This window comes from Angustibacter peucedani, from assembly GCF_054779595.1.
This window is the reverse complement of the sequence record NZ_BAAGXY010000068.1, coordinates 1-25807: the sequence shown is the minus strand read 5'-3', so window position 1 is coordinate 25807 and position 25807 is coordinate 1. Positions and strand designations below refer to the sequence as shown.

Below are 25807 nucleotides of genomic sequence, written 5' to 3'. Positions count from 1 at the left end.
GCAGGCCCGCGGCGGCGTCGTCGGCGTCCGGCGTCGAGCCGCGGCCTCGGCCGAGCACCCCGACGAGCGCCCGCGTCGCGACGTCCGCGTCACCGGCGAGCAGCGCGGCGGCGGTCCGCTCCAGCGCGTCGAGCACCACGTCGTCCACCGCCCTCGCGCCGCCACTGGTGAAGGGTTCCGAACCCTTCGGCACGTCCGGAGAGGTTGACAACCCTTCACCAGTGGGGACGACGCGCGGCGGGTCCCACCAACGGGTGACCCGCACGTGCTGGCCCGGGCCGTGCACGCCGTCGACGTCCAGGCGCACCAGGTCGTTCGGGCGGCCGAAGAGCGTGGGCTCGAGCCCGGGCACGGCCACCGCGCACGGCAGCGTGGCCGGGCCGGGGGAACGGTCGAGCACGAGCAGCCGGGTCACCCCGGCGAGGGCGACCTCCAGGCCTACGCGCGACGACCCGACGTGCCGGACGAGGGCGGTGAGCGGCTGCTCGGACGACGCGTCGAGCAGGTCGCGGACGACGGTCGAGGCGGCGCCGGGCACGGAGCTCATGACGCGACGCTACCCAGCGACCTAGGCTGCCCCCATGACGAGAGTTGCCGAAGATCGGCCGGTCCTCGGGTCCGGCTTGCCGACCCAGGCGGCCGCACCCGCCCCCGTGTCACCGCGCGCGCTGGGCATCTCGGTGCGCGAGGCCCTCGACCTGCCCGCGCTCACCGGCGCCCAGGTGCTGGCCGGTGCCGACGGGCTCGACCGGCACGTGCTGCGGCTCGGCGTGTGGGAGACGCCCGACGTCCTGCCGTTCACGCGCGAGGACGAGCTGCTCGTCACCACCGGCTACCCCCTGCTCGACCGCGAGGACCAGCTCGCGGCGCAGGTCGAGGCGCTCGCCGGCGCCGGTGTCGTGGCGGTCGCGGTCAAGCTCGGCGCGTACGTGCAGCAGCTGCCGGACGACGTCCTGCGCCGCGCCGACGAGATCGGGCTGCCGGTGCTCGCGCTGCCCTCGGACGTGTCGCTCGACGACGTCCTGAACCAGGTCCTCAGCGCGGTGCTGGGCCGCCAGGCGGCGCTGCTGGCCCGCAGCGAGGAGATCCACCGGGCGCTCGTGCAGGTCGTCCTGGGCGGCGGCGGGCTGCCGGAGGTGGCCCGCGCCCTGGCCGACGGGCTCGACCTGTCGGTGGTCGTGGTCGACGACGACGGGCGGGTCGCCGCGCAGGCCGGGGCCGAGCTCGACGACGCCGCCGCGGCCGAGCTCGTGGCCGGCAGCGGTCCGGGGCGGGCCGTCGTCCCGATCGTCGCGGGCGGCGTGAGCCACGGCAGCGTCGTCGCGGTGTCGCGGCACGGCGAGATCAGCCCCCAGGACGTCCACGCGCTCGAGCGGGCCGCTGTCGTGTGCGCGCTCGTCACGGTCAAGCAGCTCGCCGTCGGCGCGGTCGAGGAGCGCTACCAGGCCGACTTCCTGCGCGACCTGCTGCTGGGGCGGCACGAGGACCCGGCGTCGGCCGCCCGGCACGCGGCCCAGCTCGGCTGGCAGCTCGACCGCCCGCTCGTCGTCGTCGTGGCGCAGCCGGACGTCGGCGCCACCCTCACCGGCCCCACCGGCGACCTCGTCACCGACCGCGTCGCCAGCACCTGGCGAGCGCTGCTCGGTGCGCGGGACGTCGGCGCCGCCGTCTGCGGCTTCGCGACCGAGGTGGTCGCGATCGTCGGCGGCCAGGGCGCGGACGTCGACCGGCTGGCCCGCGACCTCGCGGCGGCGGCCGGCGACGGATCGACGGCAGGGGCCAAGCGCGTGCTGACCACCGGGGTGAGCCGGGTCGTGCCCGGCGTCGGCGCGATCCCCACCGCCTACGAGCAGGCCCGCACCTGCGTGCGTGTCTCGCGCCAAGTGCACGGTCCGGGCGGCGTGGCGCACTTCGACCGGCTGGGGGTGCACCGGCTGCTGAGCCTGGTGCCCGACAGCGCCGAGCTGCGCACGTTCCTCGACGAGACGCTGGGCGAGCTGGCCCGGCCGACCGCGCAGGCGCGCGACCTGCGGCGCACCCTGGAGGTGCTGCTCGACACCAACCTCAACGTGGCCGAGACGGCGCGGCGGCTGCACTTCCACTACAACACGCTGCGGTACCGGATCGGCAAGCTCGAGCGCATCCTCGGCCCGTTCACCCAGGACGCCGACCTGCGCCTCGACCTCGCGCTCGCGCTGCGCATCATGCCCATGCGCGGCCTCGGCTAGACCTGGGCTGCGGTCACCAACGGCGTCCGAATTGCCTGGCACTCCTCGCCGGTGCCGCCTCCCACACCCGCACCTAGCCTCGCGCCATGCTGACGCGGTGACGCCCGTCACACGCTCGCGTCAAGCGGTCTCGGTCTGAGAGGACATGCGCATGGCGATCGGATGGAAGCTGCACGGGGACGGCAGGACGCTCGCCGCGGGCGAGGTCGTCGCCCCGGACGAACGACTGTCGTGGGGCCGCACGATCGGCCTGGGGGCCCAGCACGTGGTCGCGATGTTCGGCGCGACCTTCGTCTTCCCGCTCATCATGGGGCTCAACGCCCAGCTCGCGATCATGATGAGCGGCATCGCGACGATCTGCTTCCTGCTGATCGTCAAGGGTGCGGTGCCCAGCTACCTCGGCACCTCGGCGTCCTTCGTCGGCGGCGTCGCCGCGATCCGCGCGCAGGGCGGCACGTCGCAGGAGGTCACCGGCGCGATCCTCGTGGCGGGCGCGGTGCTCGCGGTCGTCGGCGTGATCATCCACTTCGCCGGGTCGCGGGTCATCTACAAGGTGCTGCCGCCCGTCGTCACCGGTGCGGTCGTCATGCTCATCGGCTTCAACCTGGCGCCGGTCGTGGCCACCATCTACTGGCCGCAGGACCAGTGGATCGCGCTGATCGTCATGGTCGCGGTGATCGCGATGAGCGTGGGTCTGCGCGGCTTCGTCGGGCGCATCTCGATCTTCCTGGGCCTTCTCGTCGGCTACGTGCTCTCGTGGGGCTTCGACCGCGTGTTCGGCAAGATCACCTCGTTCGACGCCGGCGCCGGCAAGATCACCACGCACTGGCGGGTCAACTGGGACGGGCCGAACGGTGTCAAGGAAGCGCACTGGTTCGGATTCCCGCCCAAGACCACGGCGGACGTCGTCGGCTACCACCTGCCGGACTTCAAGTGGGCGTTCGTCCTGCTGGTGCTCCCGGCCGTCATCGCCCTGGTCGCCGAGAACACCGGCCACGTCAAGGCCGTCGCCGAGATGACCAAGACCGACCTCGACCCGATGATGGGCCGGGCGATCGCGGCCGACGGCGTCGGCACCGTCATCGCCAGCGCCGTCGGCGGCAGCCCGACCACGACCTACGCCGAGAACATCGGCGTCATGGCGGCGACCCGGGTGTACTCCACGGCCGCGTACTTCGTGGCCGCGGCGGTGGCGATCCTGTTCGGCCTGTCGCCCAAGTTCGGGGCGCTCGTCTCCGCGACGCCGGGCGGCGTGCTCGGCGGCATCACCGTCGTCCTCTACGGGATGATCGGCCTGCTCGGCGCCAAGATCTGGAAGGAGAACGGCGTCGACTTCGCCAACCCGGTCAACCTGGTGCCGGTCGCCGCAGGCATCGTCATCGCGATCGGCAACACCTCGCTGAAGATCACCGACAACTTCAGCCTGTCGGGCATCGCGCTCGGCACGATCGTGACGGTGCTGGCGTACCACCTGGCGCACGCCCTGGCCCCGGCGCACCTCAAGGCGGCGGCCGACAGCGGCGAGGCGATCGAGGAGGGTCCGTCGCTGGTGCTCAACGAGCCCGGCATGTACCGCGAGGACGACACCGACGGACGTCGTCCCTGACCGACCGCTGGACGACGGGGCACCCGGCACGCGCTGGGTGCCCCGTCGCCGTCCCGGGACGCGCCGACGACGACACGCGGGTCGTTCGGCAACACCTGACGACGCAGGTCCCCACCCGAGGAGGCAGGATCGGCGCATGAAGCCCGCGCCCTTCACCTACCACCGGCCCACCGGCCTGGACGAGGCGCTCGACGTCCTCGCCCGCGTCGGCGCCGACGGCAAGGTGCTGGCCGGCGGGCAGAGCCTGCTGCCGCTGCTGTCGATGCGGCTGGCCTCGCCGGCGCACCTGGTCGACGTCAACGCCCTGCCCGGGCTGGGGGACGTCGAGGTCGGTCCGGACGTCGTCCGGTTCGGCGCGCTGGTGCGGCACGCCGAGCTCGAGCGGCACGACGCGGCGGCCGCCGCCCAGCCGTTGCTGCGCCAAGCGCTGCGGCACGTGGCGCACCCGACGATCCGCAACCGCGGCACGACGGTCGGCAGCATCTGCCACGCCGATCCCGCGGCCGAGATGCCGGCGGTGGTGCTGCTGCTCGGCGGCACGCTGGTGGCGCGATCGGTGCGCGGCGAGCGGCGCGTCGCGGCGGCCGACCTGTTCGCCGGCCCGCTCGAGTCGACGCTGGCCCCGGACGAGCTGGCGGTCGCGGTCGAGGTGCCGGTGGCGCCGTCCGGTCGTCGCAGCGCCGTCGTCGAGGTGTCGCGGCGGCACGGCGACTACGCCGTGTGCGGCGTGGCGGTCACGGTCGACACCGACGCCGACGGCGTGGTGACGGCCGCGAGCGCGGCCTACGTCTCGACCGGCCTGACGCCACCGGTGCTCGACCTCGCGGCGCTCGGCCTGGCGGGCCACCGGGTGGCGGACGCCGACCTGACCGCGCTGGGCCAGGCCGCGGCCGACCAGCTCGACCCGGACGCCGACATCCACGCGACCGCCGACTACCGCCGCCACCTGGCCGCGGTGCTCACCGGTCGCGCGCTGCGGGAGGCGGCATGAGCGAGCAGACCGTGACGGTGCGGCTGCGGGTCAACGGCACCCCGCGCGAGATGACGGTGCCGGTGCGCCGGCTGCTCAGCGACGCGCTGCGGCACGACCTCGGGCTGACCGGCACGCACGTCGGCTGCGAGCACGGCGTCTGCGGCGCCTGCACCGTGCTGCTCGACGGCCGCCCCGTGCGCTCGTGCCTGCTGCTCGCCGCGACGGTCGAGGGCCAGGAGGTCACGACGGTCGAGGGGCTGGCCGCGGCCGACGGCACGATGCACCCGGTGCAGCAGGCGTTCCAGGACTGCCACGGCCTGCAGTGCGGCTTCTGCACCCCTGGCTTCCTCACGACGATCGCGGCCTACCTCGACGAGAACCCCGACCCGACCGAGGACGACGCGCTCGAGGCGGTGTCGGGCAACCTGTGCCGCTGCACGGGCTACCAGAACATCAAGGCCGCGGTCCTGCGCGCGGCTGAGATCCGGCGCGGCGAGGGCGAGCCGTCGTCGGGGGTGGCGGGAGCGCCGTGACCACCAAGCTGTTCGGCGAGCGGGTGAAGCGGGTCGAGGACCCGCGGCTGCTCACCGGTGGAGGGCGCTACCTCGACGACCTCGGGCGCGGCGCGCTGGCCGCCGCGTTCGTGCGCAGCCCGCACGCCCACGCAAGGGTCGTGGACGTCGACGTCACCGGCGCGCTGGACGTCGAGGGCGTCGTCGCGGTCTACACCTGGGAGGACCTCGCGGCGGCTGACGAGGCCGAGGGCACCCGGGTCAGCGAGCCGCTGCCGCTCCTCATCCCGCACCCCGCGCTGCACGCGCCGCGCACGCCGTACCCGCTGGCCAAGGACGAGGTGAACCACGTCGGCGAGGCCGTGGTGATGGTCGTCGCCACCGACCGCTACGTCGCCGAGGACGCCTGCCAGGCGATCGTCGTCGAGTACGAGTTCCTCCCGCCCGTCGTCGGGGTGGACGTCGCGCGGCGGGCCGAGCGGGCCGTGCACGACGACGTCCCCGACAACGTCGCGGCCCACCTGGTGCAGCAGACGACGCCCGACCCGCTCGCGGTCGAGACGGCGATGGCGGCCGCGCCGCACGTGCTCGAGCTCGACCTCGAGATCGAGCGCAGCGCGTCGATGCCCATGGAGGGCAAGGGGGTGCTGGCGCGCTGGGACCTCGAGGAGCAGACGCTGCGCGTGCACACCTCGACCCAGGCGTCGACGTCCGTGCGTGCCGCCGTGGCGGCCAAGCTCGCGCTGCCGCTGACCAAGGTGCACGCGATCGCCCCGGACGTGGGCGGCGGGTTCGGCGTCAAGATCGTGCACCCGTGGCCGGAGGAGGTGCTGGTGCCGTGGGCGGCCAAGCGGCTCGCGGCCGCCGGGCTCGGCGACCAGGTCAAGTGGGTCGAGGACCGCCGCGAGCACTTCATCTCCAGCGCCCACGAGCGCGGCCAGCTGCAGCAGGTGAAGGTCGGGTTCGACGACGACGGCCGGCTGCTGGCCCTCGACGTGAGGTTCTGGCACGACAACGGCGCCTACACGCCGTACGGGATCATCGTGCCGATCATCACCTCGACCCAGCTGCTCGGCCCGTACAAGCCCGGGGTCTACCGGTGCGAGTTCTGGTCGCTCTACACCAACACCGTGATCGTCACGCCGTACCGCGGGGCCGGCCGGCCGCAGGGCGTGTACGCCATGGAGCGCACCATGGACGCGATCGCCGACGCGCTCGGCCTCGACCGCACGGTGGTGCGCGAGCGCAACTTCATCCAGCCCGACGAGATGCCGTTCGACCACCACCTGACCTTCCAGGACGGCCGGCCGCTCGTGTACGACTCGGGCGACTTCCCGACCTCGCTCGCCAAGCTCAAGGACCTCGTGGGCTGGGCCGACTTCGAGGGCTACCGCGAGCAGGCGCGCGCCGAGGGCCGCACCGTCGGCATCGGCCTGGCCTGCTACGTCGAGGGCACCGGCGTCGGGCCGTACGAGGGCGCGCACGTGGTGGTCGAGACGTCGGGCAAGGTCAAGGTGGCGACCGGCCTGACCACGCAGGGCCAGGGGCACTACACCTCGTTCGCGCAGGTGGTCGCCGACGAGCTGGGGGTGCCGCTCGAGGACGTCGAGATCACCACGGGCGACACCCGCCGGTTCCCCTACGCGGTGGGGACTTTCGCGTCCCGCGCAGCCGTCATGAGCGGTTCGGCGATCGCGGTCGCCTCGCGCGTGGTGCGGGCCAAGGCGCTGCGCATCGCGGCCGAGGCGCTGGAGGTGTCGGAGGACGACCTCGAGGTCGTCGACGGCGTCGTGCAGGTCAAGGGTGCCCCCGGCACGCGCATGCCGCTCGGCACGGTGGCGGTGCTGTCGAACCCGTTGCGGTACGCCTTCGACGAGGCCTCGCGCGCCGCCACGCAGTTCGCCGTCGGATCGGCCAACAAGGTGCCGGTGCCCGAGGGCGAGGAACCCGGGCTCGAGGGCACCGGCTACTACTCGCCCGAGCGCGCGACGTTCGCGAACGGGATGCACGCGGTGGTCGTCGAGACCGATCCCGACACCGCCGAGGTGCGGATCCTGCGCTACTGCGTCGTGCACGACTGCGGCCGGCTGATCAACCCGGTGATCGTCGAGGGCCAGATCCACGGCGGGGTCGCGCAGGGCGTCGGCGGCGCGCTGTACGAGCGCATGGAGTACGACGAGTCCGGCCAGCTGCTCAACGCCTCGTACATGGACTTCCTGATGCCGTACGCCACCGAGGTGCCGCGCACGATCGAGGTCGACCACCTCGAGACGCCGTCACCCCTGAACCCGTTGGGCATCAAGGGCGCCGGCGAGGCCGGCGTCATCCCCGGTGCCGCCGCGATCGCCGCCGCGATCGAGGACGCCGAGGGCTTCACGATCACCCGCATGCCGATCAGCCCGAGCGAGCTGCACGCCCTGCGCGCCGCCCACGCCCGCGGCGAGGTGCCGTCCCGACGTCCTGGCACGACCAGGGCGACCGACCGAGAGGACCAGCGATGAAGGTCAGCGGATCCGCCGTCCTGCACGCCGACCGGCAGCGCGTGTACGACGCGCTCAACGACCCGACGGTGCTGGCCGGCGCCATCCCGGGCTGCGAGTCGCTCGTCGCCCTCGGCGACGACCGGTACCGGATGAGCGTCACCGCCGGTGTCGCCTCGATCAAGGGCACCTACGACGGCGAGGTCGCGCTCAGCGACCAGACCGCGCCCGAGTCGTTCACGTTGCGCGCCAAGGGTTCTGGCGCTCCGGGCACTGTCGACGCCACCTGCCGCGTGACGCTGTCGGACGCCGGTGACGGCACCACGCAGCTGGCCTACGACGCCGACGCCGTCGTGGGCGGCGTGGTCGGGGGAGTCGGGCAGCGGATGCTCGCGGGCGTGGCCAAGAAGATGGCCGGCCAGTTCTTCGGCAACGTCGACGACGTGCTGGCCGGACGTCGTCCGGCAGCCGCCGCCGCAGCACCGGCCACGGCGGGGGAGACGGCCGCTGCCGCCACCACCGCGCCGCACGGTGTCGTCGTGGGGGCCGCCGCACCGGCCGGTCGGCAGGTCTCGCCGCTGGCCGCGGCCGTCGTCGGGGCGGTGATCGCCCTGGCCGGCGTCGCGCTCGGCTGGGCGATCGCGAGAGGCCGCTGACGTGCGCGCCTTCACCGTGGCCGCCGTCCAGGTCGCACCGCTCGCGCGCCCGCTGAGCGCCGAGACGGTCGCCGAGAACTGCGCCGTCGCCGCGGACTGGGTGCGGCGCTGCGTCGAGGCCACGGGTGCCGAGCTGGTGGTGCTGCCCGAGACTGCGTCGACCGGCTTCACGCCCGGCACGTCGCCGGAGGCGTTGTGGGACCTGGTGTCCGAGATCCCCGGCCCGGTCACCGAGCCGCTGCAGCAGGCCGCGCGCGACACGGGGGCGCACGTCGTCTGGGGCACCTACGAACGAGGCGCGAGCCGCGGCACGGTCTACAACACCGCGGCCCTGATCGGCCCGGACGGCGAGGTGCTCGGCACCTACCGCAAGACGCAGCCGTTCTGCTCCGAGGACGTCTCGCGCGGCGGGTGGGTCACGCCCGGTGACACCGTCACCGTGGTCGACACCGACCTCGGGCGCATCGGCATGGCGATCTGCTTCGACGGCGACTTCCCCGAGCTGTGGCGCATCCAGGCCGTGCAGGGCGCCGAGGTGGTCGTGCGGCCGTCGGCGCTGCTGCGCTCGGCCGACATCGCCGAGCTCACCAGCCGGGCCCGGGCCTACGACAACCACGTCTACGTCGTCGCGGCGAACGCCACCGGCACCGACCCGGCAGGGGTGCACTACTTCGGCAACAGCCACGTCGTCGACCCCACGTCCCACACGATCGCCCGGGCGGCCAGCCACGAGTGCTGGATCAGCGCCCGGCTCGACCCGGCGACCGCGATGGCGTCCCTGACGCCGGGCAGCTCGGTGCCGCAGTCGTTCGACCACCTCGCCGAGCGCAACCTGGCCCTCATCGCGCGCTACGCCGACGACCTCGCGGCGCCGGCCAAGACGTCGTTCCCGCACGGCGTGCCGCACAGCCTGCGCGACGACCCGGCCGACCGGCCGTGAGCACCGACCAGCCCTCGGCGCGCGTCCGCATCGGCATCGACACCGGCGGCACCTTCACCGACGTCGTCGCGGTCGACGAGGACTCCGGCCGGGTCGTGACCACCAAGACCCCGTCGACGCCCGCCGACCCGGCCGAGGGCTTCCTGGCCGGCATCGACAAGGTGCTCGGCGTCATGGGCCTGGACGGCGGTGCGGTCAGCGCCGTCAGCCACGGCACCACGGTCGCGACGAACAAGCTGCTCGAGGGCAAGGTCGAGAACCTCGGGTTCATCACCACCGAGGGCTACCGGCACGTGCTCGAGATCGCCCGGCAGTCGGTGCCGGACGGCTACGGCAACTCCTACTTCTGGGTCAAGCCGCCGCGCATCGTGCCCGCCGACCGCGTGCGCACGGTGCGCGGCCGGCTCGCCGTCGACGGGAGCGAGGTGCGCCCGTTCGACGAGGACGACGCCGTGGCCGCCGCCCGGTTCTTCCGCGACCTCGGCATCACGACGATCGGCGTGTGCTTCCTGCACTCCTACGCGGACCCGCGGCACGAGCTGCTCATGCGCGACGTGCTGGCACGCGAGCACCCGGACGCCACGGTCAGCATCTCGAGCGAGGTGCTGCGCGAGTACCGCGAGTACGAGCGCAGCGTGACGACGTTGGTCGACGCGGCGGTCAAGCCGAACATCCGGCGGTACGTCGAGAACATCGCGCGCCGGCTGGCGGCCTTCGCGACGTCCGACGAGGGCGAGCGCGACGTGCCGTTCTACGTCATGAAGTCCAACGGGGGAGTGCTGTCGGCCAGCGAGGTCGTGCACCAGCCGATCACGACGGTGCTCTCGGGCCCGGCGGCCGGAGCGCTCGGCGCAGCCGTGGTCGCGCGTGCGGCGGGGGTCGACCGGGTGCTGACCTGCGACGGCGGGGGCACGTCCACCGACGTGACGGTGGTGGTCGACGGCCGCCCGGCGCTGACCACCGAGGGCTCGGTCGGCGCCTACCCCAGCAAGATCCCGATGATCGACGTCGTCACCGTCGGCGCGGGCGGCGGCTCGATCGCCTGGGTCACGCCCGAGGGCACGCTCAAGGTCGGGCCGCAGTCGGCGGGAGCCGATCCCGGTCCGGTCTGCTACGGCCGGGGCGGCACGGAGCCGACCATCACCGACGCCCACCTGGTGCTCGGACGCATCCCGCCGCACCTGCTGGGTGGCGAAGTGCCCCTGGACGTCGACGCCGCGCACGCCGCGGTGGCGGCCCTGGCCGCGCGGCTGGGGCTCGACCTCGAGGCCTGCGCGAATGGCGTGCTCGAGATCTCGGCGTGGAACCAGGCCAACGCGCTGCGCCAGATCTCGGTCAAGCGCGGGCTCGACGTCCGCGACTTCACGCTGGTGACGTTCGGCGGGTCGGGGTCGCTGCTCGCGTGCCGGCTCGTCGACGTCCTCGGGCTGGACGGCGTGCTCGTGCCACCGGACCCCGGCAACCTGTCGGCCTACGGGCTGCTGACCGTCGACGTCCGCAACGACTACGTGCGCACCGCCGTGACCCGGCAGTCGCGGCTCGACCACGCGCGCCTGGCCGGCGTCCTCGACGAGCTGCGGGCCGAGGCCGACGCCGCGCTGGCCCGCGAGGGTTTCGCGCCCGCCGACCGCGTCTTCGAGCGCACTGCCGACGTCCGCTACTACGGCCAGGCCTTCGAGGTGCGCGTGCGCGTGCCGGACGGCGCGGTCGACGACGCCCTGACCACCGCCGTGGCCGAGGCGTTCCACGACGAGCACCGTTCGTTGTACGGCTACGACTTCCGCGACGACCCGCGCCAGGAGGTCGAGTGGGTCAACCTGCGCGTCACCGGCGTCGGGCCGATCCGCACGCCCGAGCTGCCGACCGCCACCGCCGGTGGCGGCGCCGAGGGCGCCCGCACCGGCACCCGCCGCGCGCACTTCGGCGACGGCTGGGTCGAGGCGGCGTTGTACGACCGCGCCCGGCTCGGAGCGGGGGACGTGGTCGAGGGCCCGGCCGTCGTCGAGGAGTTCGGCTCGACCGTCCCGGTGCACCCCGGCTTCCGCGCCGAGGTCGACCAGCACCGCAACCTGCGGGTCACCCGCACCAGGGAGGAGGCGTCGTGAGAGGCATGCCCCAGCACCCGTTCGGCTACCGGCTGACCGACGTGCCGGCGTCCGAGGTCGACCCGGTGCTCGTCGAGATCGTCGAGGGCTACCTGGCCAGCGTCGAGATGGAGGTCGAGACGGCGATCGCCCGCACCTCCCGGTCGCCGATGATCCGCGACGCGCACGACTTCCGGGCGGGTATCCACGACCGTCACCTGCGCAAGCTCACCGGGCGCTCGTACTCCGCGCTCGTGCACCCGGTCGCGCGCGACTTCCCGCCCGGGAGCATGCGGCCCGGCGACGTGTTCTTCCACAACGACGTCTACGAGTCCGAGGGCGGCATCGGCCACCTGCCGGACCTGTGCGTCACGGTGCCCGTGTTCGCGACGCCGGACCACGGCGAGCCCTACGTCGTCGCGTTCGTTCAGGCGTTCGGGCACCACGACGACATCGGCGGTGCGGTGCCCGGCTCGATGCCCTCGCACGCCACCAGCGTGTTCGAGGAGGGCCTGATGGTGCCGCCCATCAAGCTCTGGGACGCCGGCGTGCCCAACGAGGCGGCGCTGCGCATCATGACGCGCAACTCGCGCATGCCCGAGTCGCTGGCGGCCGACCTGGACGCCGAGTGCAGCGCCTGCCTGATGGGCGCGCGCCGGCTGGGGGAGCTGTTCGACCGGTACGGCGTCGAGACCGTCGAGGCGGCCTTCGACGCGGTGCTCGACAACACCACCGCGACCTACCGGCGCGAGATCTTGTCGAAGATCCCCGTCGGCACCTACGTCTGGGAGGACTACGCCGAGCACGACGGCGTCGACGAGCCCCAGCTGCACACCCAGCGGATCACCCTGACCCGCACCGGCGCGGACGACGAGGGCGGCGAACGGCTCGTCGTCGACTTCACCGGCACCGGCCCGCAGGCGCGCGGACCAATCAACCACTGCGGCGACTTCGCCGAGGGCACCTTCTTGAAGAAGTGGCTCGCGCCGATCCTGCGCAACCTCGCCGACACCCCCGAGCGGATGGCCGAGCTCGACGTCAACGAGGGCGTCGTACCGCTGGTCGAGATGCGCTTCCCCGAGCCGGGCACCCTGCTCACGCCGGTCTTCCCCGCGCCCACCAACGCCCGCACCTTCGTGATCCTGCGGCTGCTCGGCGTCCTGGCCGGCGTGGTCGCCAAGGCGGTCGACGGCAACATGCCGGCCGACCAGGAGACGATCCGGTACACCGGCGTCTACGGCGAGGACGCCGATGGGCAGGCGTACCTCATGCGCGAGGTGCTCGGCGGGGGAGCGGGCGGTCGGCCCCACGGCGACGGGGAGGACACCATCCACGTGGTGCCCGACTCGCGGAACCTGCCCACCGAGTTCACCGAGAGCCGCTTCCCGTTCCGGGTCGAGTCCCTCGGCCTGGCCGTCGACTCCGGCGGTCCCGGCCTGCACCGCGGCGGCCTGGGCTACGACAAGCAGATCCGGATGCTGCGGGACGGGCACTTCATGTCCATCGCCGACCGCTCGATCCTGGCCTGCTGGGGCGTGCGAGGCGGCAAGGCCGGCCAGCCGTTCTCGGTCGTGGTCGACCCGGGCGGACCGCACGAGCGCGAGGTCGACGCGCTGGCCGACGCCGAGCCGGTGCGGGCCGGCGAGGTGGTGCGCATCCGCACCACCGGCGGGGGCGGCTGGGGCGACCCGCTCGAACGCCCGTACGAGGCCGTCGTCCGCGACGTGCACTGGGGCAAGGTGTCGGTCGAGGGCGCGGCGCGCGACTACGGGGTGGTGCTATCGGGCGACCCGGACGACGCCGAGCTCGACCGGGAGGCCTCGGACGCCCTGCGCGCCCGGCGGCGGTCGGAGGCGCCGGACGACGCGCCGTTCTTCGACCGCGGACCCGGGTACGCGCGGCTGTCGGGCGGGGCGGTTGCGGCCGAGGTCGACTGGCTGCGCTGATCCTGTGCGGATCCGGTGGACGTCGGCCGGGTCGGACCGGAGCGCCAGGGTGCAGGCCCCATGCTGGGGTGATGCCCTTCACGGTCGCGCACGTCGCCGCGGTGCTGCCGCTGCGCGCCCGCACGCGGTGGGCCTGGCTGCTGCCCGCGGCGCCCCTGGCCCTCGGCGCCACCGCGCCCGACCTCCCGACGGCCGTCGGCTGGCCCGGCCTGCGCGCGCAGACCCACACCTTGGCAGCGGCGCTGACGACCGACGCCGCGCTGGCCGTGGTGCTCGGGCTGCTGTGGGTGTGGCTGGTCCGTCCTGCCGTCGCCGACGTCGTGCCCGGGCTGGCGGCGCGCTGGCGGCCGGGGCCGTCGTCCGGCCGGCTCGTGGCGCTGCGCTGGTACCTGGCCGGGGCCGTCGGCGCCGTCACGCACGTCGCGTGGGACGACGTCACCCACCCCGGCGGGTTCCTGGACCGCTGGGTCGGGCTGGGCTCACGGCACGGGGTGTTCCTGCTGCTGCAGGTGGCGTCGAGCGTGCTGGGGCTCGCGGTGCTGGCCTGGTGGTCGGCGCGCTGGTGGCGCGACCGGACGCCGGTCGTCGCGCCCGCGCACGTGGTGCGCTGGGGCCACGCCGCACCGGCCCTGTCCGTGGCGGCGCTGCTGGCGGGAGCGGTCGCGGTCGCCCGCTACCTCGCGCGTCAGGCGGCGCCGGTCGCGTCCGCGGGTGAGGGCTCGCCGCTGGTCGAGGCGGCCTTCGGCGCGCTGAGCGGGCTGCTGCTCGCCGCGCTGCTGCTCTCGCTGGCCCACCGTCTCGCCACCTCGCGCCGCCGCGTCCTGCGGCCGTGATCGTGCGATCCGGCCACGCCACCGCGGCTGGCCAAGAGGTCAGCGCGTGGTGCAGAGGGTGATGTCCGCGCGCCCGGCGGTGCCCTCGCGGTCGAAGTGCGCGCGCTCCTGGTCGGCCCACTGCCGCCAGTGCGACCGGTACCCGTCGCCGTCGCGCGCGATGGCGCGGTCGAACCGCTGCTGCTCGACGGCGTCCACCCAGACCAGCGCCGACAGGTAGGGCCGGCAGGTGCCCGCGCCGGCGCCGCAGCCCTCCAGCACCACCACCGGCGCGGCGGGCACGTCGTACTCCTCGCCGTCCTGCTCCAGCACCCAGTCGTAGCGTCGCAGCCGCGCCGGCCGACCGTGCGCGAGGGGCTCGAGCACGCCCTCGACGAGCCGGGCGACGCCGTCGTCCAGGCCGTCCCAGCCGGGGTAGACGTCGTCGAGCCGGACGACGGGCGCGCCCTCGAGCGCGACCGAGATCCGTTGCGCGAGCGTGGACTTGCCGGCCCCGCTGGGTCCGTCGACGGCCAGCACGCGGGTCAGCCCGGCGTGGGGCGGCCGCGCGCCCACGAGCCGGACGGCGGCCTGCACCGCGGCCTCGACATCGGTCACCCGCAGCATCGGCACACTGTGCCATTGCCCGTCCCGACCCGACTACTAGGTTGGGCAGATGGACGACGCCGCCGACGCCGGGCACGGACCGCTGCGCGACCTGGTGGTCGTCGACCTCACCCGCGCCCTCGCCGGGCCGCACGCCGGGATGATGCTCGGCGATCTCGGCGCGCGCGTCATCAAGGTCGAGACGCCGGGCACGGGTGACGACACGCGTGGCTGGGGTCCGCCGTTCGTGCAGCCGGACGACGAGAGCGCGGCCCGCGAGGCCACGTACTTCCTGTCCTGCAACAGGAACAAGGAGTCGATCGCCCTCGACCTGAAGTCCGACGACGGCCGCGACACCCTGACCGAGCTGGTGCGGCGGGCCGACGTCCTGCTCGAGAACTTCCGCACCGGCGTGCTCGACCGGCTCGGCTTCCCGACCGACCGGCTGCTCGAGCTCAACCCGCGCCTCGTCGTCCTGTCGATCAGCGGTTTCGGCCACGACGGGCCCGAGGGCGGGCGCGCCGGCTACGACCAGATCGCCCAGGGCGAGGCGGGCCTGATGTCGTTGACCGGCAGCGGACCTGAGGACCCGCAGCGCGTCGGCGTGCCGATCGGCGACCTGCTCGCCGGCATGTGGGGCGGGTACGGCGTGCTGGCCGCGCTGCTCGAGCGCGAGCGCACCGGCCGCGGGCAGGTCGTGCGCACGTCACTGCTCGCGGGCATCGTCGGCGTCCACGCGTTCCAGGGCACGCGGTACACGGTGGCCGGCGAGGTCGGCCGCGCCGCGGGCAACCACCACCCCTCGATCTGCCCGTACGGCCTCTTCCGCTGCCGCGACGGCGCGGTGCAGATCTCGGTGGGCAGCGAGGGCCTGTGGCGCAAGCTGTGCGCCGAGTTCGGCCTGGACGCCGAGGCCGACGGCATGACGACCAACGCCGACCGCGTGGCCCATCGCGAGGCGGTGATCGCCGCCGTGGAGGGAGCCTTCGCCGACCTCGACGGCGACCCGCTGCTGGCGCGCCTTGCCGCGGCCGGCATCCCCGCCGGTCGGGTGCGCACGCTCGACGAGGTCTACGGCTGGGAGCAGACGCTCAGCCAGGGCCTGCTCGTCGAGGTCGAGCACCCGACCTTGGGCACGGTGCAGCTGCCCGGCCCGCCGCTGCGGTTCTTCGACGCCGGCGGCGCCGAGACCACCAAGCGCGACCACGCCGCGCCGCCGCTGCTGGACGGCGACGGCGCCGCCGTGCGCGCCTGGCTGGCCAGCACGCCGCCCCGGCATGGCTGACGACGCGCCGCGCCGGCTCGGCGCCGTCGAGCTGCTCGAGCTGGTGATGGACGACGGCTCGCTCCAGCGGTGGGACGCCGACCCCGTGCGCGTGCCGACGTCCGAGCGGTACGCGCTCGAGCTCGAGGCGGCCCGCGAGCGCAGCGGGCTCGACGAGGCCGTGGTCACCGGCGGGGCCCGGCTGCGCGGCCGCCGGGTCGCCGTCGTCGCCTGCGAGTTCGCCTTCCTGGCCGGCTCGATCGGCGTCGCGGCGGCCGAGCGGCTGGTGCTGGCGGTCGAGCGCGCCACCCGCGAGGGGCTGCCGCTGCTGGCCGCGCCGGTGTCCGGCGGCACGCGCATGCAGGAGGGCACGGTCGCGTTCCTGCAGATGGTGAAGATCTCGGCGGCGATCGCCGAGCACAAGGCCGCGGGCCTGCCGTACCTGGTCTACCTGCGGCACCCGACCACCGGCGGGGTGCTCGCCTCGTGGGGCTCGCTCGGGCACGTGACGGTGGCCGAGCCGGACGCGCTGATCGGGTTCCTCGGCCCGCGCGTGTACGAGGCGCTGCACCACCAGCCGTTCCCGGACGGCGTGCAGCGCAGCGAGAACCTCTACCGCAAGGGCCTGGTCGACGCCGTGCTGCCGCCCGAGCAGGTGCCCGACGTGCTCGACCGCGCGCTCAACGTGCTGCTCGCCCCGCGCGAGGGGCTGCCGGCCGCCGACGACCTGCCGCGCGGCGCCGCGGTCGACGTCGCCGACGAGCTGCCCGACGTCCCGGCCTGGGAGTCGGTGACCGCCTCGCGCCGCGCGGACCGCCCCGGTGTGCGACGGCTGCTGCGGTACGCGGCGTCCGACGTCCTGCCGCTCAACGGCACCGGCGAGGGCGAGGCCGACCCCGGCCTGCTGCTGGCGCTGGCCCGCTTCGGCGGCGCCCCGTGCGTCGTCCTCGGCCAGGACCGCCGCGGGCAGACCGAGCTCACGCCGATGGGTCCGGCGGCGCTGCGCGAGGCCCGGCGCGGCATGCGGCTGGCCCGCGAGCTGCGGCTCCCGCTCGTCACCGTGATCGACACGCCCGGGGCGGCGTTGTCGCGCGAGGCCGAGGAGGGCGGGCTGGCCGGCGAGATCGCCCGCTGCCTGGCCGAGCTCGTGACGCTCGACGCGCCCACGGTGTCGGTGCTGCTCGGCCAGGGAACCGGCGGGGGAGCGCTGGCGCTGGTGCCGGCCGACCGCGTCGTGGCGGCCCAGCACGCGTGGTTGTCGCCGCTGCCGCCCGAGGGCGCGTCGGCCATCGTGCACCGCGACCTCGAGCACGCGGCGCAGATGGCCGCCGAGCAGGGAGTGCGGTCCAAGGACCTGCTGGCGAACGGCGTCGTCGACCGCGTCGTCCCCGAGCGGCCGGACGCCGCGGACGAGGCCGAGGCGTTCTGCTCGCGGCTGGGAGCGGTGCTGCGCCACGAGCTGGTGCGCCTGATGGCGCAGGCGCCCGACCAGCGGCGCTCGCACCGGCTGGCGCGGTACCGGCGGCTCGGCCCGGTCGTCGAACCCTGACCAAAGCGGCGCGCCGGGCTGGCGACTGCTCGCCATGACGCGCGGCGCTGCGTCACCTAGGTTCGCGGTGTGCGAGTCCTCGTAGCCCTCGGCGGCAACGCCATGACCTCGGACGACGGCGACGCCCGTCCCGAGGACCAGATCTCGGCCATCACGCGCGCCATGGAGCCGGTGGCCGACCTCGTCGCGGCCGGCCACGAGGTGGTGCTCACCCACGGCAACGGCCCGCAGGTCGGCAACCTGCTGGTGAAGAACGAGCTGTCGGCCGGCGTCGTCCCGCCCGTGCCGCTGGACTGGTGCGGCGCGCAGACCCAGGCGACCATCGGCTTCGTCGTCCAGGACGCCCTCGAGCCGGCCCTGGCCCGGCGCGGCGTCCGTCGTCCGACCGCCGCCCTCGTCAGCCGCACGCTGGTCGACGGCGACGACAAGGGCTTCACCGCACCGACCAAGCCGGTCGGGCGCTACCTGCCGCAGGACGAGGCCCAGGTGCTGGTCGACCACGGCCAGACGTGGGAGGACCGCGGCAGCCGGGGCTGGCGCCGCGTCGTCGCCTCGCCCGAGCCGCTCGAGGTGCTGGACGCCGGGGCCGCCCGTGCGCTCGTCGACGCGGGCTACGTCGTGGTGGCCGGCGGGGGTGGCGGCATCCCCTGCGTGCGCGAGGCGGACGGCTCGATCCGCGGCGTCGAGGCCGTCATCGACAAGGACCTCTCGGCCGCGCTGCTCGCCCGCGCGCTCGAGCTCGACGTGCTCGTCATCGCCACCGACGTCGACCACGTCGCCACCGGCTGGGGCACCGACCAGCAGCGCTCGCTCGGCGAGGTGACCGTCGCCGAGCTGCGCGAGCTCGCCGCCGCGGGCGAGTTCGCCAGCGGCTCGATGGGACCCAAGGTCGAGGCCGCGTGCCGGTTCGTCGAGAACGGCGGCACCCGCTCGGCCATCTGCTCGCTCGCGAACATCGCGGCGGCCGCTGCCGGCGAGGCCGGCACCGTCGTCCGCCCCTGACCCGACCTGCCCGACAACCTGAGGAGATCCCCGTGCCGGAGGCCATCGAGGTCCGCAAGGTGCCCATCCTGACCGTCAGCGACGCGAGCGGCCTGGCCCAGCTCGTCGACGACGGCGTGCTCGACGCCGACCGCGTGGTCGCGGTCATCGGCAAGACCGAGGGCAACGGCGGCGTCAACGACTACACCCGCATCATCGCCGACCGCGCGTTCCGCGAGGTGCTGGTCGAGAAGGGCACGCGCTCGGCCGAGGACGTCAAGCAGGTGCCGATCGTGTGGTCCGGCGGCACCGACGGCGTCATCAGCCCGCACGCCACGATCTTCGCCACGGTGCCGGCCGACCAGGTGGAGGCCACCGACGAGCCGCGGCTCACCGTGGGCTTCGCCATGAGCGAGGTGCTGGCGCCCGAGGACATCGGTCGGGTCGCGATGGTCAGCAAGGTTGCGGACGCCGTCAAGGTCGCCATGGAGCGCGCCGGGATCACCGACCCGGCCGACGTCCACTACGTGCAGACCAAGACGCCGCTGCTGACGATCCACACCATCCGCGACGCCAAGGAGCGCGGCAAGAGCGTGTGGACCGAGCACACCCACGAGTCGATGGACCTCTCGAACGGCTGCACCGCGCTCGGCATCGCCGTCGCGCTCGGCGAGATCGACATGCCGACCGACGCCGACGTCATGCACGACCGCTCGCTGTACTCCTCGGTCGCGTCCTGCTCGTCGGGCGTCGAGCTCGACCAGGCGCAGGTCGTCGTGGTCGGCAACGCGCGCGGCGTCGGCGGGCGCTACCGCATCGGCCACTCGGTCATGCGCGACGCGCTGGACGCCGACGGCATCTGGGGCGCCATCAAGGACGCGGGCCTCGACCTGCCGGACCGGCCGCACCCCAGCGACCTCGACGGCCGGCTGGTCAACGTGTTCCTCAAGTGCGAGGTGTCGCAGGACGGCGTCGTCCGCGGTCGGCGCAACGCGATGCTCGACGACTCCGACGTGCACTGGCACCGGCAGATCAAGTCCTGCGTCGGCGGCGTCACCGCGGCCGTCACCGGCGACCCTGCGGTGTTCGTGTCGGTGTCGGCCGCGCACCAGGGCCCGGACGGTGGCGGCCCGGTCGCCGCCATCGTCGACCTCGGCGCCGAGCCCACCGGCTACCGCCCGCCGTCCCCCTGACCCCTCACGCCCGGGGCGGTGACGGCGGTGGGCGACGCCTAGGCTGGACGACGTGAGCCTGGCCGTGCGCGTCATCCCCTGCCTGGACGTCGACGCCGGACGGGTCGTCAAGGGCGTGAACTTCGCCCAGCTGCGGGACGCCGGCGACCCGGTCGAGCTCGCGCGACGCTACGACGCCGAGGGCGCCGACGAGCTGACGTTCCTGGACGTCACGGCATCCAGCGACAGCCGGGCCACGACCTACGACGTGGTCACCCGCACCGCGGAGCAGGTCTTCATCCCGCTCACGGTCGGGGGCGGCGTCCGCACGGTCGAGGACGTCGACCGGCTGCTGCGGGCGGGGGCCGACAAGGTGGGCGTCAGCACCGCGGCGGTCGAGCGGCCCGAGCTGGTCGCCGAGGTGGCCGACCGGTTCGGCGCGCAGGTGCTGGTGCTGAGCCTGGACGCGCGCCGCTGCCCGCCCGGCACCAGCACGGACTCAGGCTTCGAGGTCACCACCCACGGCGGGCGGCGCGGCACCGGCGTCGACGCGGTGGAGTGGGCCGCGCGCGCGGCGCAGCTGGGGGCGGGCGAGATCCTGCTCAATGCCATGGACGCCGACGGCACCAAGGCCGGTTTCGACCTCGAGCTGGTGCGCCTCGTGCGCGCGGCGGTCGACGTCCCGCTCGTGGCGAGCGGGGGCGCCGGTACGGCGGCCCACTTCGTCGACGCGGTCGACGCCGGGGCCGACGCGGTGCTCGCCGCGAGCGTGTTCCACTTCGGCGAGCTGAGCATCGGCGAGGTCAAGGGGGCGCTGGCGGCCGGCGGCCACGCCGTCCGCTAGAGACCGGCGGGCGTCTCGCGCAGCTGGTCGATCGCCTGGTTGGGCCCGTCGAGCGCCACGTCCGCCACGTCGCGCCGCCCGTAGACGAACAGGACCAGCTCTCCTGGGGCGCCCTCGACCCGCACGGTCGGGTGACCGCGCCGCGCGGTGAGCCGGCCGTGGCCGGGCGCGACCAGCTCGACGCCGACCTGCGCCCGTCGCAGCACCAGCCGGCCCATGGTCGAGCACGCCTTCCACAGCGACCGCTCGAGCGCCGGGTCGAGCACGCGCGGCCGCCAGCCCGGCTGGGCCCGCAGGACGTCCTCGTGGTGCACGTAGAACTCGACCAGGTTCATCGCCTCGTCGACCGCGGGCACCCGGGCCGGGTGCCAGAACGGCGGGCCGGTGCGCACCTGCTCGACGAGCGCCGGCCAGTCGCCGGCGGCGAGGTCGCCCTGCACCGCGGCCGTGCGCCCGGCCAGGGGTGCCAGGTAGATCCCGGCCTGCGCGTCGGGCCGGCGCTCGCGCACGACGAGGTGCGCGGCGAGGTCGCGGGTCTCCCAGCCCTCGCACTTGGTCGGGGCGTCGGGACCCACGGCGACGAAGGTGTCGCAGAGGGCGTGGCGCTCGGCGCGCGCGAAGTGGCTCATGGCTCGATCCTCGCACCCGTGCCGGTCACCGGCACGTGAGAGGCTGTCCCGTCGCCCCGATCCGGAAGTGAGCCCGTGCAGACCCGTCCTTACACCTTGCGTCGCGGTCTGCACGTCCTCGGTCAGGGGATCCGGCGCGCGCCGGGGGTGTTCGCCGTGGCCGTCGTGGGCAGCGCGCTGTACGGCGTCATGACCGCCGGCACGGCGTGGGCGCTGGGGCGGGTGACGCGCGACGTCATCGCGCCGTCCTTGCGCGACGGCCGCCTCGACGGTTCCGAGCTGGCCGGCGGCGCCGGCCTGATGGCCCTGGTCGCGGTGCTCCTGACGATCGGCGTCATCGCCCGGCGGGTCGCGGCCGGCTACACGATGTTCGACCTCGGCGCGCACTACCGGCGGCGGGTGACGGCCCAGTACCTGCGGTTGCCGCTCTCGTGGCACGGGCAGCACCCCACCGGGCAGCTGCTGTCGAACGCCAACGCCGACGTCGAGGCCACCTGGCAGGTCTTCGCGCCGCTCCCCATGGCGATCGGCGTCGTGGTGATGCTCGTCGTGGCCGCGGTCTCGCTGCTGCTCGCCGACCCGGTGCTCGCGCTGATCGGCTTCTGCGTCTTCCCGTTGGTGTTCCTCGTCAACGTGGTGTTCCAGCGCTTCATGTCGCCGCGCGTCACGCGGGCCCAGCAGCTGCGGGCCGAGGTGTCGGACGTCGCGCACGAGAGCTTCGACGGCGCCATGGTCGTCAAGGCGCTGGGCCGCGAGCAGGCCGAGACCGACCGCTTCGCCGAGGTCTCGCACCGGCTGCGCGACGCCAACGTCGCGGTCGGCCGCACCCGGGGCATCTTCGACCCCGTCATCGAGGCGATCCCGAACCTGGGCACGCTCGCGGTGCTGGCCGTCGGCACCGCGCGGGCGACGTCCGGGCTGACCACAGCCGCGACCGTCGTCCAGGTCGCGTACCTGTTCACCCTGCTCGGGTTCCCCGTGCGCGCCCTGGGCTGGGTGCTCGGCGAGCTGCCCCGCAGCGTCGTCGGGTGGGACCGCGTGCAGGCCGTGCTGGACGCCGAGGGCGGGCTCTCGTACGGCACCCGTCCCTCCGCCGGCCCGGAGGCGGGCGCGGCGGGGCTGCAGCTGCGCGACGTCGACTACGCGCACCTCGACCAGTCCGGCGAGCGCGTGCCCGTGCTGCACGACGTGACGCTGGACGTCGAGCCCGGCCGCACCGTGGCGGTCGTGGGCGCCACCGGGTCCGGCAAGTCCACGCTGACCTCGTTGCTGGTGCGGCTCGCCGACCCCGACCGCGGCGCCGTGCTGCTCGACGGGGTCGACCTGCGCGAGCTGGCCGAGGGTGCGGTGGCCGACAGCGTCGCGCTCGTGCCGCAGCAGACCTTCTTGTTCGACGACTCGGTGCGCGGCAACGTCACGCTCGGCGACCCGCGCCTGGTCGACGCCGACGACCGCCGCGTCTGGGCGGCGCTGCGGCTGGCGCAGGGCGACGGCTTCGTGGCCGCCCTGCCGCGCGGGCTCGACACCCCCGTGGGCGAGCGCGGCACGACGCTGTCCGGCGGTCAGCGGCAGCGGATCGCGCTGGCCCGGGCACTGGTGCGCCGTCCACGGCTGCTGCTGCTCGACGACGCGACCTCGGCCGTCGACCCCCGCGTCGAGGCCGCGATCCTCGCCGGGCTGCGCGACGCCGCCCAGGGCACGACGGTCGTGGTCGTCGCCTACCGCAAGGCCACCATCGCGCTGGCCGACGAGGTGGTGTTCCTGGCCCACGGCCGGGTCGCTGACCGCGGCACGCACGCCGCGCTGAGCCGGCGCAACGCCGCCTACCGCAACCTGGTCGACGCCTACGAGCGTGAGGCCGCGCAGCGCGAGGCGGCCGAGGGCGAGGACGAGGAGGTGTCGGCATGACCTCCATCACCGGGGAGCGCCCGGACGCCGACGACCACGGCGCGCTGCACACGCTGCGCCGGGGGATGGCCATGTCGCCCGAGCTCACCGCCGGCATCGGGATCACGCTCGCGCTGGCCGCGGTCGCCACCGTGGGCCGGGTCGTCGTGCCGTTCTGCGTGCAGCAGACCATCGACCGCGGGCTGCTCGCGGACGGCGGCCCGGACGTCGGCCACGTCGCCCGGCTGCTCGCGCTGGCCGGCGTGCTCGTGGTCGTCACCGCGCTGTGCGCCTACCAGGTCAACCTGCGGCTGTTCCGTGCTGCCGAGAGCGGCCTGGCCACGCTGCGGGTCGGCGCGTTCCGGCACGTCCACGACCTGTCGGTGCTGACCCAGAGCACGGAACGGCGCGGCTCGCTGGTGTCGCGCGTGACGAGCGACGTCGACACCATCTCGAACTTCGTGCAGTTCGGCGGGCTGATGCTCATCCTGTCGACGCTGCAGCTGACCGTGGCTACCGGGCTGATGCTGGTCTACTCGCCGCTGCTCACCGCCGTGGTGTGGGGTTGCTTCCTGCCGGTCTTCCTGCTGGTGAAGCCCATGCAGCGCAAGGTCTCCGAGGCCTACGCGCTGGTGCGCGAGCGGGTCGGGGGCGTGCTGTCGGCGGTCTCGGAGTCGGTGGTGGGCGCGGCGACGATCCGGGCCTACGCCGTCGAGCGCCGCACGGGCGAGCGGGTCGACGCCGCGGTGCAGGCCCACCGCGACGCGGCCGTGCGCGCGCAGGTGCGCGTGGCGGCAACGTTCTCGACGGGCGTCCTGGTGAGCGGCCTGGTCAGCGTCGCGGTGGTCGTGGTCGGCACCTGGCGGGGCGTGAACGGGCACATCACCCTGGGCGAGCTCCTGGCGTTCCTGTTCCTGGTGCAGCTGTTCACCGGGCCGGTGCAGATCGGCACCGAGGTGCTCAACGAGATGCAGAACGCGATCGCCGGCTGGCGCCGCGTGCTCACCGTGGTCGACACCCCCGCGGACGTCGCCGACCCCGGCGACGCCGGGCGGGCCCTGCCGCGCGGGCCGATCACCGTCGCCTTCGACCACGTGTCGTACGCCTACCCGGGCGGCCCGACGGTGCTGCACGACGTCGACCTCGAGATCGCGCCCAGCGCGCGGGTCGCGGTCGTCGGCGAGACCGGGTCGGGCAAGACGACCTTCGCCAAGCTGCTCACGCGGTTGATGGACCCGGTCACCGGCCGGGTGCTGGTCGACGGCGTCGACCTGCGCGACGTGCGGTTCTCGTCGCTGCGCGAGCGGGTCGTGCTGGTGCCGCAGGACGGCTTCCTCTTCGACGACACGCTGCTCGCCAACGCCCGGTTCGCCCGCCCGGACGCCGGCGTCGAGGACGTCGAGCTGGCGTTCACCGAGCTCGGGCTGGCCGACTGGCTCGAGGGTCTGCCGCACGGGCTGCAGACCCGCGTCGGCCAGCGCGGCGAGTCGCTGTCGGCGGGGGAGCGGCAGCTGGTCGCCCTGGCGCGCGCCTACCTCGCCGACCCCGACCTGCTGGTGCTCGACGAGGCGACGTCCGCCGTCGACCCCGCCACCGAGGTGCGGATCCAGCGCGCGCTCGACGGGCTGACCCGTGGTCGCACGTCGATCGCCATCGCGCACCGGCTGACGACGGCCGAGGCAGCCGACGAGGTGCTCGTCGTCGACGCCGGCGTGGTCGTCGAGCGCGGACCGGCCGCGGAGCTGGTGCGGGCCGGCGGGGTGTACGCCCGTCTGCACGCGAGCTGGGTCGCGCAGCAGCGCCTGCAGTAGGTCGTCCACCTGTGGACGACGCTGGTCACGCCATCGACAGGTCTGTTGTGCCGCAACACGTTGTCGGTGGCTGCCTCTAGGTTTGACGCATGACGACGGCGACGTGGCACCTTGCAGGGGACGCCCTGGGTGCTGAGCTGCGCCGTCACGACCACGTCGAACGGATGGCGCACGTCGCGAAGATCCAGCTCGCGGCGGAGGCGATGGCGCGGGGGCTGCCACGGCAGAGCGGGTGCCGGGATCTGGCGGCGTGGCTGCGGCGCGAGCTGCCCGCGTGCAGCCCGGGCGAGGCGGCGCGGATCGCGTCCCGGGCCGAGGCGTTCTACCGCTCGCCCGCGGCGCCCGAGCTGGAGCCGACCCGTGACGCGCTGCTGGCCGGGGTGATCAGCGGGGAGCAGGCCGACGTCATCGCCACCACCGTCGCGGCCCTGCTGCCACCGCACGTGCAGGCCGGTGCGGTACCGGCGGAGGCCGTCGCCGCCGGGCAGGCGTTGCTGCTGGGCGAGGCTGACCGGCTCGACCCGCGAGCGCTGGCGAAGGTCGGCGCGCGGTTGAAAGCCTCGCTCGACCCTGATGCCGACGAGCGGTTGGCGCGAGACGAGAAGTGCCAAGAGGCGGTCCGCGGGTTCACGTGGGCTCGCACCGGCTCGGGGATGGTCCACGTCGAAGGACTGCTCACCCCGCGGTGCGGGGCCGCCCTGGCGGGAGCGATCGACGCCTGGTCCGCACCACAACCCGCCGCGGACGGCACCCCTGACCCGCGCACGGGTGCGCAGCGTCGCCACGACGGCCTGCAGCGCCTGGCCGAAGAAGCCGTTGCCCAACCG

Annotated in this window: 20 protein-coding genes and 1 pseudogene; 18 read left to right on the top strand and 3 right to left on the bottom strand. The window is 74.5% G+C overall.

The genetic code is table 11. The features are described 5' to 3' along the window. Positions 1-547: pseudogene (locus ACYVJ4_RS12960) on the bottom strand (hypothetical protein); the annotation flags it as partial. 34 nt (positions 548-581) lie between these two features. On the opposite strand from ACYVJ4_RS12960, the gene ACYVJ4_RS12955 reads away from it, so the two are divergent. From ACYVJ4_RS12955 to ACYVJ4_RS12910, 10 genes are all read left to right on the top strand, one after another. Next, positions 582-2228, top strand: coding sequence for a PucR family transcriptional regulator (locus tag ACYVJ4_RS12955; protein WP_460460547.1), 1647 nt, complete (start codon positions 582-584; stop codon positions 2226-2228). 151 nt (positions 2229-2379) lie between these two features. Next, a complete protein-coding gene (locus tag ACYVJ4_RS12950) occupies positions 2380-3834 on the top strand; it encodes a uracil-xanthine permease family protein (protein ID WP_460460546.1) in 1455 nt (484 codons plus the stop codon). Positions 3835-3970: 136 nt separating this feature from the next. After that, on the top strand, positions 3971-4825 hold the full coding sequence (locus ACYVJ4_RS12945; RefSeq protein WP_460460545.1) for an FAD binding domain-containing protein: 855 nt from the start codon (positions 3971-3973) through the stop codon (positions 4823-4825). Further along, positions 4822-5340: a (2Fe-2S)-binding protein gene (locus tag ACYVJ4_RS12940; RefSeq protein WP_460460544.1), complete on the top strand. Its 519-nt coding sequence runs from the start codon at positions 4822-4824 to the stop codon at positions 5338-5340. Before ACYVJ4_RS12945 ends, ACYVJ4_RS12940 begins: the two co-directional genes overlap by 4 nt. After that, a complete protein-coding gene (gene cutA / locus ACYVJ4_RS12935) occupies positions 5337-7820 on the top strand; it encodes an aerobic carbon-monoxide dehydrogenase large subunit (protein ID WP_460460543.1) in 2484 nt (827 codons plus the stop codon). The genes ACYVJ4_RS12940 and cutA overlap by 4 nt, the downstream gene beginning before the upstream one ends. Next, positions 7817-8455: an SRPBCC family protein gene (locus ACYVJ4_RS12930; RefSeq protein WP_460460542.1), complete on the top strand. Its 639-nt coding sequence runs from the start codon at positions 7817-7819 to the stop codon at positions 8453-8455. Before cutA ends, ACYVJ4_RS12930 begins: the two co-directional genes overlap by 4 nt. 1 nt (position 8456) lies before the next feature. After that, positions 8457-9395: a carbon-nitrogen hydrolase family protein gene (locus ACYVJ4_RS12925; RefSeq protein ID WP_460460541.1), complete on the top strand. Its 939-nt coding sequence runs from the start codon at positions 8457-8459 to the stop codon at positions 9393-9395. Beyond that, positions 9392-11500 (top strand): hydantoinase/oxoprolinase family protein, encoded by a 2109-nt coding sequence (locus ACYVJ4_RS12920; protein WP_460460540.1) that lies wholly within the window; start codon positions 9392-9394, stop codon positions 11498-11500. The genes ACYVJ4_RS12925 and ACYVJ4_RS12920 overlap by 4 nt, the downstream gene beginning before the upstream one ends. Before the next feature lie 5 nt (positions 11501-11505). Continuing rightward, positions 11506-13425, top strand: a complete 1920-nt coding sequence (locus ACYVJ4_RS12915; RefSeq protein ID WP_460460548.1) for a hydantoinase B/oxoprolinase family protein — start codon at positions 11506-11508, stop codon at positions 13423-13425. Positions 13426-13496: 71 nt separating this feature from the next. Continuing rightward, on the top strand, positions 13497-14258 hold the full coding sequence (locus ACYVJ4_RS12910) for a DUF4184 family protein (protein WP_460460539.1): 762 nt from the start codon (positions 13497-13499) through the stop codon (positions 14256-14258). A 39-nt stretch (positions 14259-14297) separates the two neighbouring features. On the opposite strand, the gene ACYVJ4_RS12905 is transcribed toward ACYVJ4_RS12910, so the two are convergent. Next, complete coding sequence (locus tag ACYVJ4_RS12905; protein ID WP_460460538.1) at positions 14298-14864, bottom strand: nucleoside/nucleotide kinase family protein; 567 nt, start codon at positions 14862-14864, stop codon at positions 14298-14300. 49 nt (positions 14865-14913) lie between these two features. Between ACYVJ4_RS12905 and ACYVJ4_RS12900 the strand changes: the two genes are divergently transcribed. From ACYVJ4_RS12900 to hisF, 5 genes are all read left to right on the top strand, one after another. Next, the gene (locus tag ACYVJ4_RS12900) at positions 14914-16128 is read left to right on the top strand and encodes a CaiB/BaiF CoA transferase family protein (protein ID WP_460460537.1); all 1215 of its coding nucleotides are present in this window, start codon (positions 14914-14916) and stop codon (positions 16126-16128) included. Continuing rightward, complete coding sequence (locus tag ACYVJ4_RS12895; protein WP_460460536.1) at positions 16121-17656, top strand: carboxyl transferase domain-containing protein; 1536 nt, start codon at positions 16121-16123, stop codon at positions 17654-17656. Before ACYVJ4_RS12900 ends, ACYVJ4_RS12895 begins: the two co-directional genes overlap by 8 nt. A 69-nt stretch (positions 17657-17725) precedes the next feature. Next, entirely contained in the window at positions 17726-18658 is a 933-nt protein-coding gene (locus ACYVJ4_RS12890) for a carbamate kinase (RefSeq protein ID WP_460460535.1), read from the top strand. Between the two features lie 32 nt (positions 18659-18690). Further along, a complete protein-coding gene (bar, locus tag ACYVJ4_RS12885) occupies positions 18691-19830 on the top strand; it encodes a barbiturase (protein ID WP_460460534.1) in 1140 nt (379 codons plus the stop codon). Positions 19831-19882: 52 nt separating this feature from the next. Then, positions 19883-20653: an imidazole glycerol phosphate synthase subunit HisF gene (hisF, locus tag ACYVJ4_RS12880; protein WP_460460533.1), complete on the top strand. Its 771-nt coding sequence runs from the start codon at positions 19883-19885 to the stop codon at positions 20651-20653. Here the strand turns inward: hisF and ACYVJ4_RS12875 are convergent. After that, positions 20650-21282: a TIGR03085 family metal-binding protein gene (locus ACYVJ4_RS12875; protein WP_460460532.1), complete on the bottom strand. Its 633-nt coding sequence runs from the start codon at positions 21280-21282 to the stop codon at positions 20650-20652. The genes hisF and ACYVJ4_RS12875 overlap by 4 nt on opposite strands. A gap of 75 nt (positions 21283-21357) precedes the next feature. Between ACYVJ4_RS12875 and ACYVJ4_RS12870 the strand changes: the two genes are divergently transcribed. The 3 genes from ACYVJ4_RS12870 to ACYVJ4_RS12860 all read left to right on the top strand — a co-directional run. Beyond that, positions 21358-23190: an ABC transporter ATP-binding protein gene (locus tag ACYVJ4_RS12870; RefSeq protein WP_460460531.1), complete on the top strand. Its 1833-nt coding sequence runs from the start codon at positions 21358-21360 to the stop codon at positions 23188-23190. After that, the gene (locus tag ACYVJ4_RS12865) at positions 23187-24980 is read left to right on the top strand and encodes an ABC transporter ATP-binding protein (RefSeq protein WP_460460530.1); all 1794 of its coding nucleotides are present in this window, start codon (positions 23187-23189) and stop codon (positions 24978-24980) included. Before ACYVJ4_RS12870 ends, ACYVJ4_RS12865 begins: the two co-directional genes overlap by 4 nt. 89 nt (positions 24981-25069) lie before the next feature. Continuing rightward, the coding region (locus tag ACYVJ4_RS12860) for a DUF222 domain-containing protein (protein ID WP_460460529.1) at positions 25070-25807 on the top strand (738 nt) is incomplete at its 3' end.

What these genes read in the sequence shown, in the direction of transcription:
- ACYVJ4_RS12955 (WP_460460547.1), top strand. Translation starts at nt 582, where the DNA reads ATGACGAGAGTTGCCGAAGATCGGCCGGTCCTCGGGTCCGGCTTGCCG.
- ACYVJ4_RS12950 (WP_460460546.1), top strand. Translation starts at nt 2,380, where the DNA reads ATGGCGATCGGATGGAAGCTGCACGGGGACGGCAGGACGCTCGCCGCG.
- ACYVJ4_RS12945 (WP_460460545.1), top strand. Translation starts at nt 3,971, where the DNA reads ATGAAGCCCGCGCCCTTCACCTACCACCGGCCCACCGGCCTGGACGAG.
- ACYVJ4_RS12940 (WP_460460544.1), top strand. Translation starts at nt 4,822, where the DNA reads ATGAGCGAGCAGACCGTGACGGTGCGGCTGCGGGTCAACGGCACCCCG.
- ACYVJ4_RS12930 (WP_460460542.1), top strand. Translation starts at nt 7,817, where the DNA reads ATGAAGGTCAGCGGATCCGCCGTCCTGCACGCCGACCGGCAGCGCGTG.
- ACYVJ4_RS12915 (WP_460460548.1), top strand. Translation starts at nt 11,506, where the DNA reads ATGCCCCAGCACCCGTTCGGCTACCGGCTGACCGACGTGCCGGCGTCC.
- ACYVJ4_RS12910 (WP_460460539.1), top strand. Translation starts at nt 13,497, where the DNA reads ATGCCCTTCACGGTCGCGCACGTCGCCGCGGTGCTGCCGCTGCGCGCC.
- ACYVJ4_RS12905 (WP_460460538.1), bottom strand. Translation starts at nt 14,864, where the DNA reads ATGCTGCGGGTGACCGATGTCGAGGCCGCGGTGCAGGCCGCCGTCCGG.
- ACYVJ4_RS12900 (WP_460460537.1), top strand. Translation starts at nt 14,914, where the DNA reads ATGGACGACGCCGCCGACGCCGGGCACGGACCGCTGCGCGACCTGGTG.
- ACYVJ4_RS12895 (WP_460460536.1), top strand. Translation starts at nt 16,121, where the DNA reads ATGGCTGACGACGCGCCGCGCCGGCTCGGCGCCGTCGAGCTGCTCGAG.
- ACYVJ4_RS12875 (WP_460460532.1), bottom strand. Translation starts at nt 21,282, where the DNA reads ATGAGCCACTTCGCGCGCGCCGAGCGCCACGCCCTCTGCGACACCTTC.
- ACYVJ4_RS12865 (WP_460460530.1), top strand. Translation starts at nt 23,187, where the DNA reads ATGACCTCCATCACCGGGGAGCGCCCGGACGCCGACGACCACGGCGCG.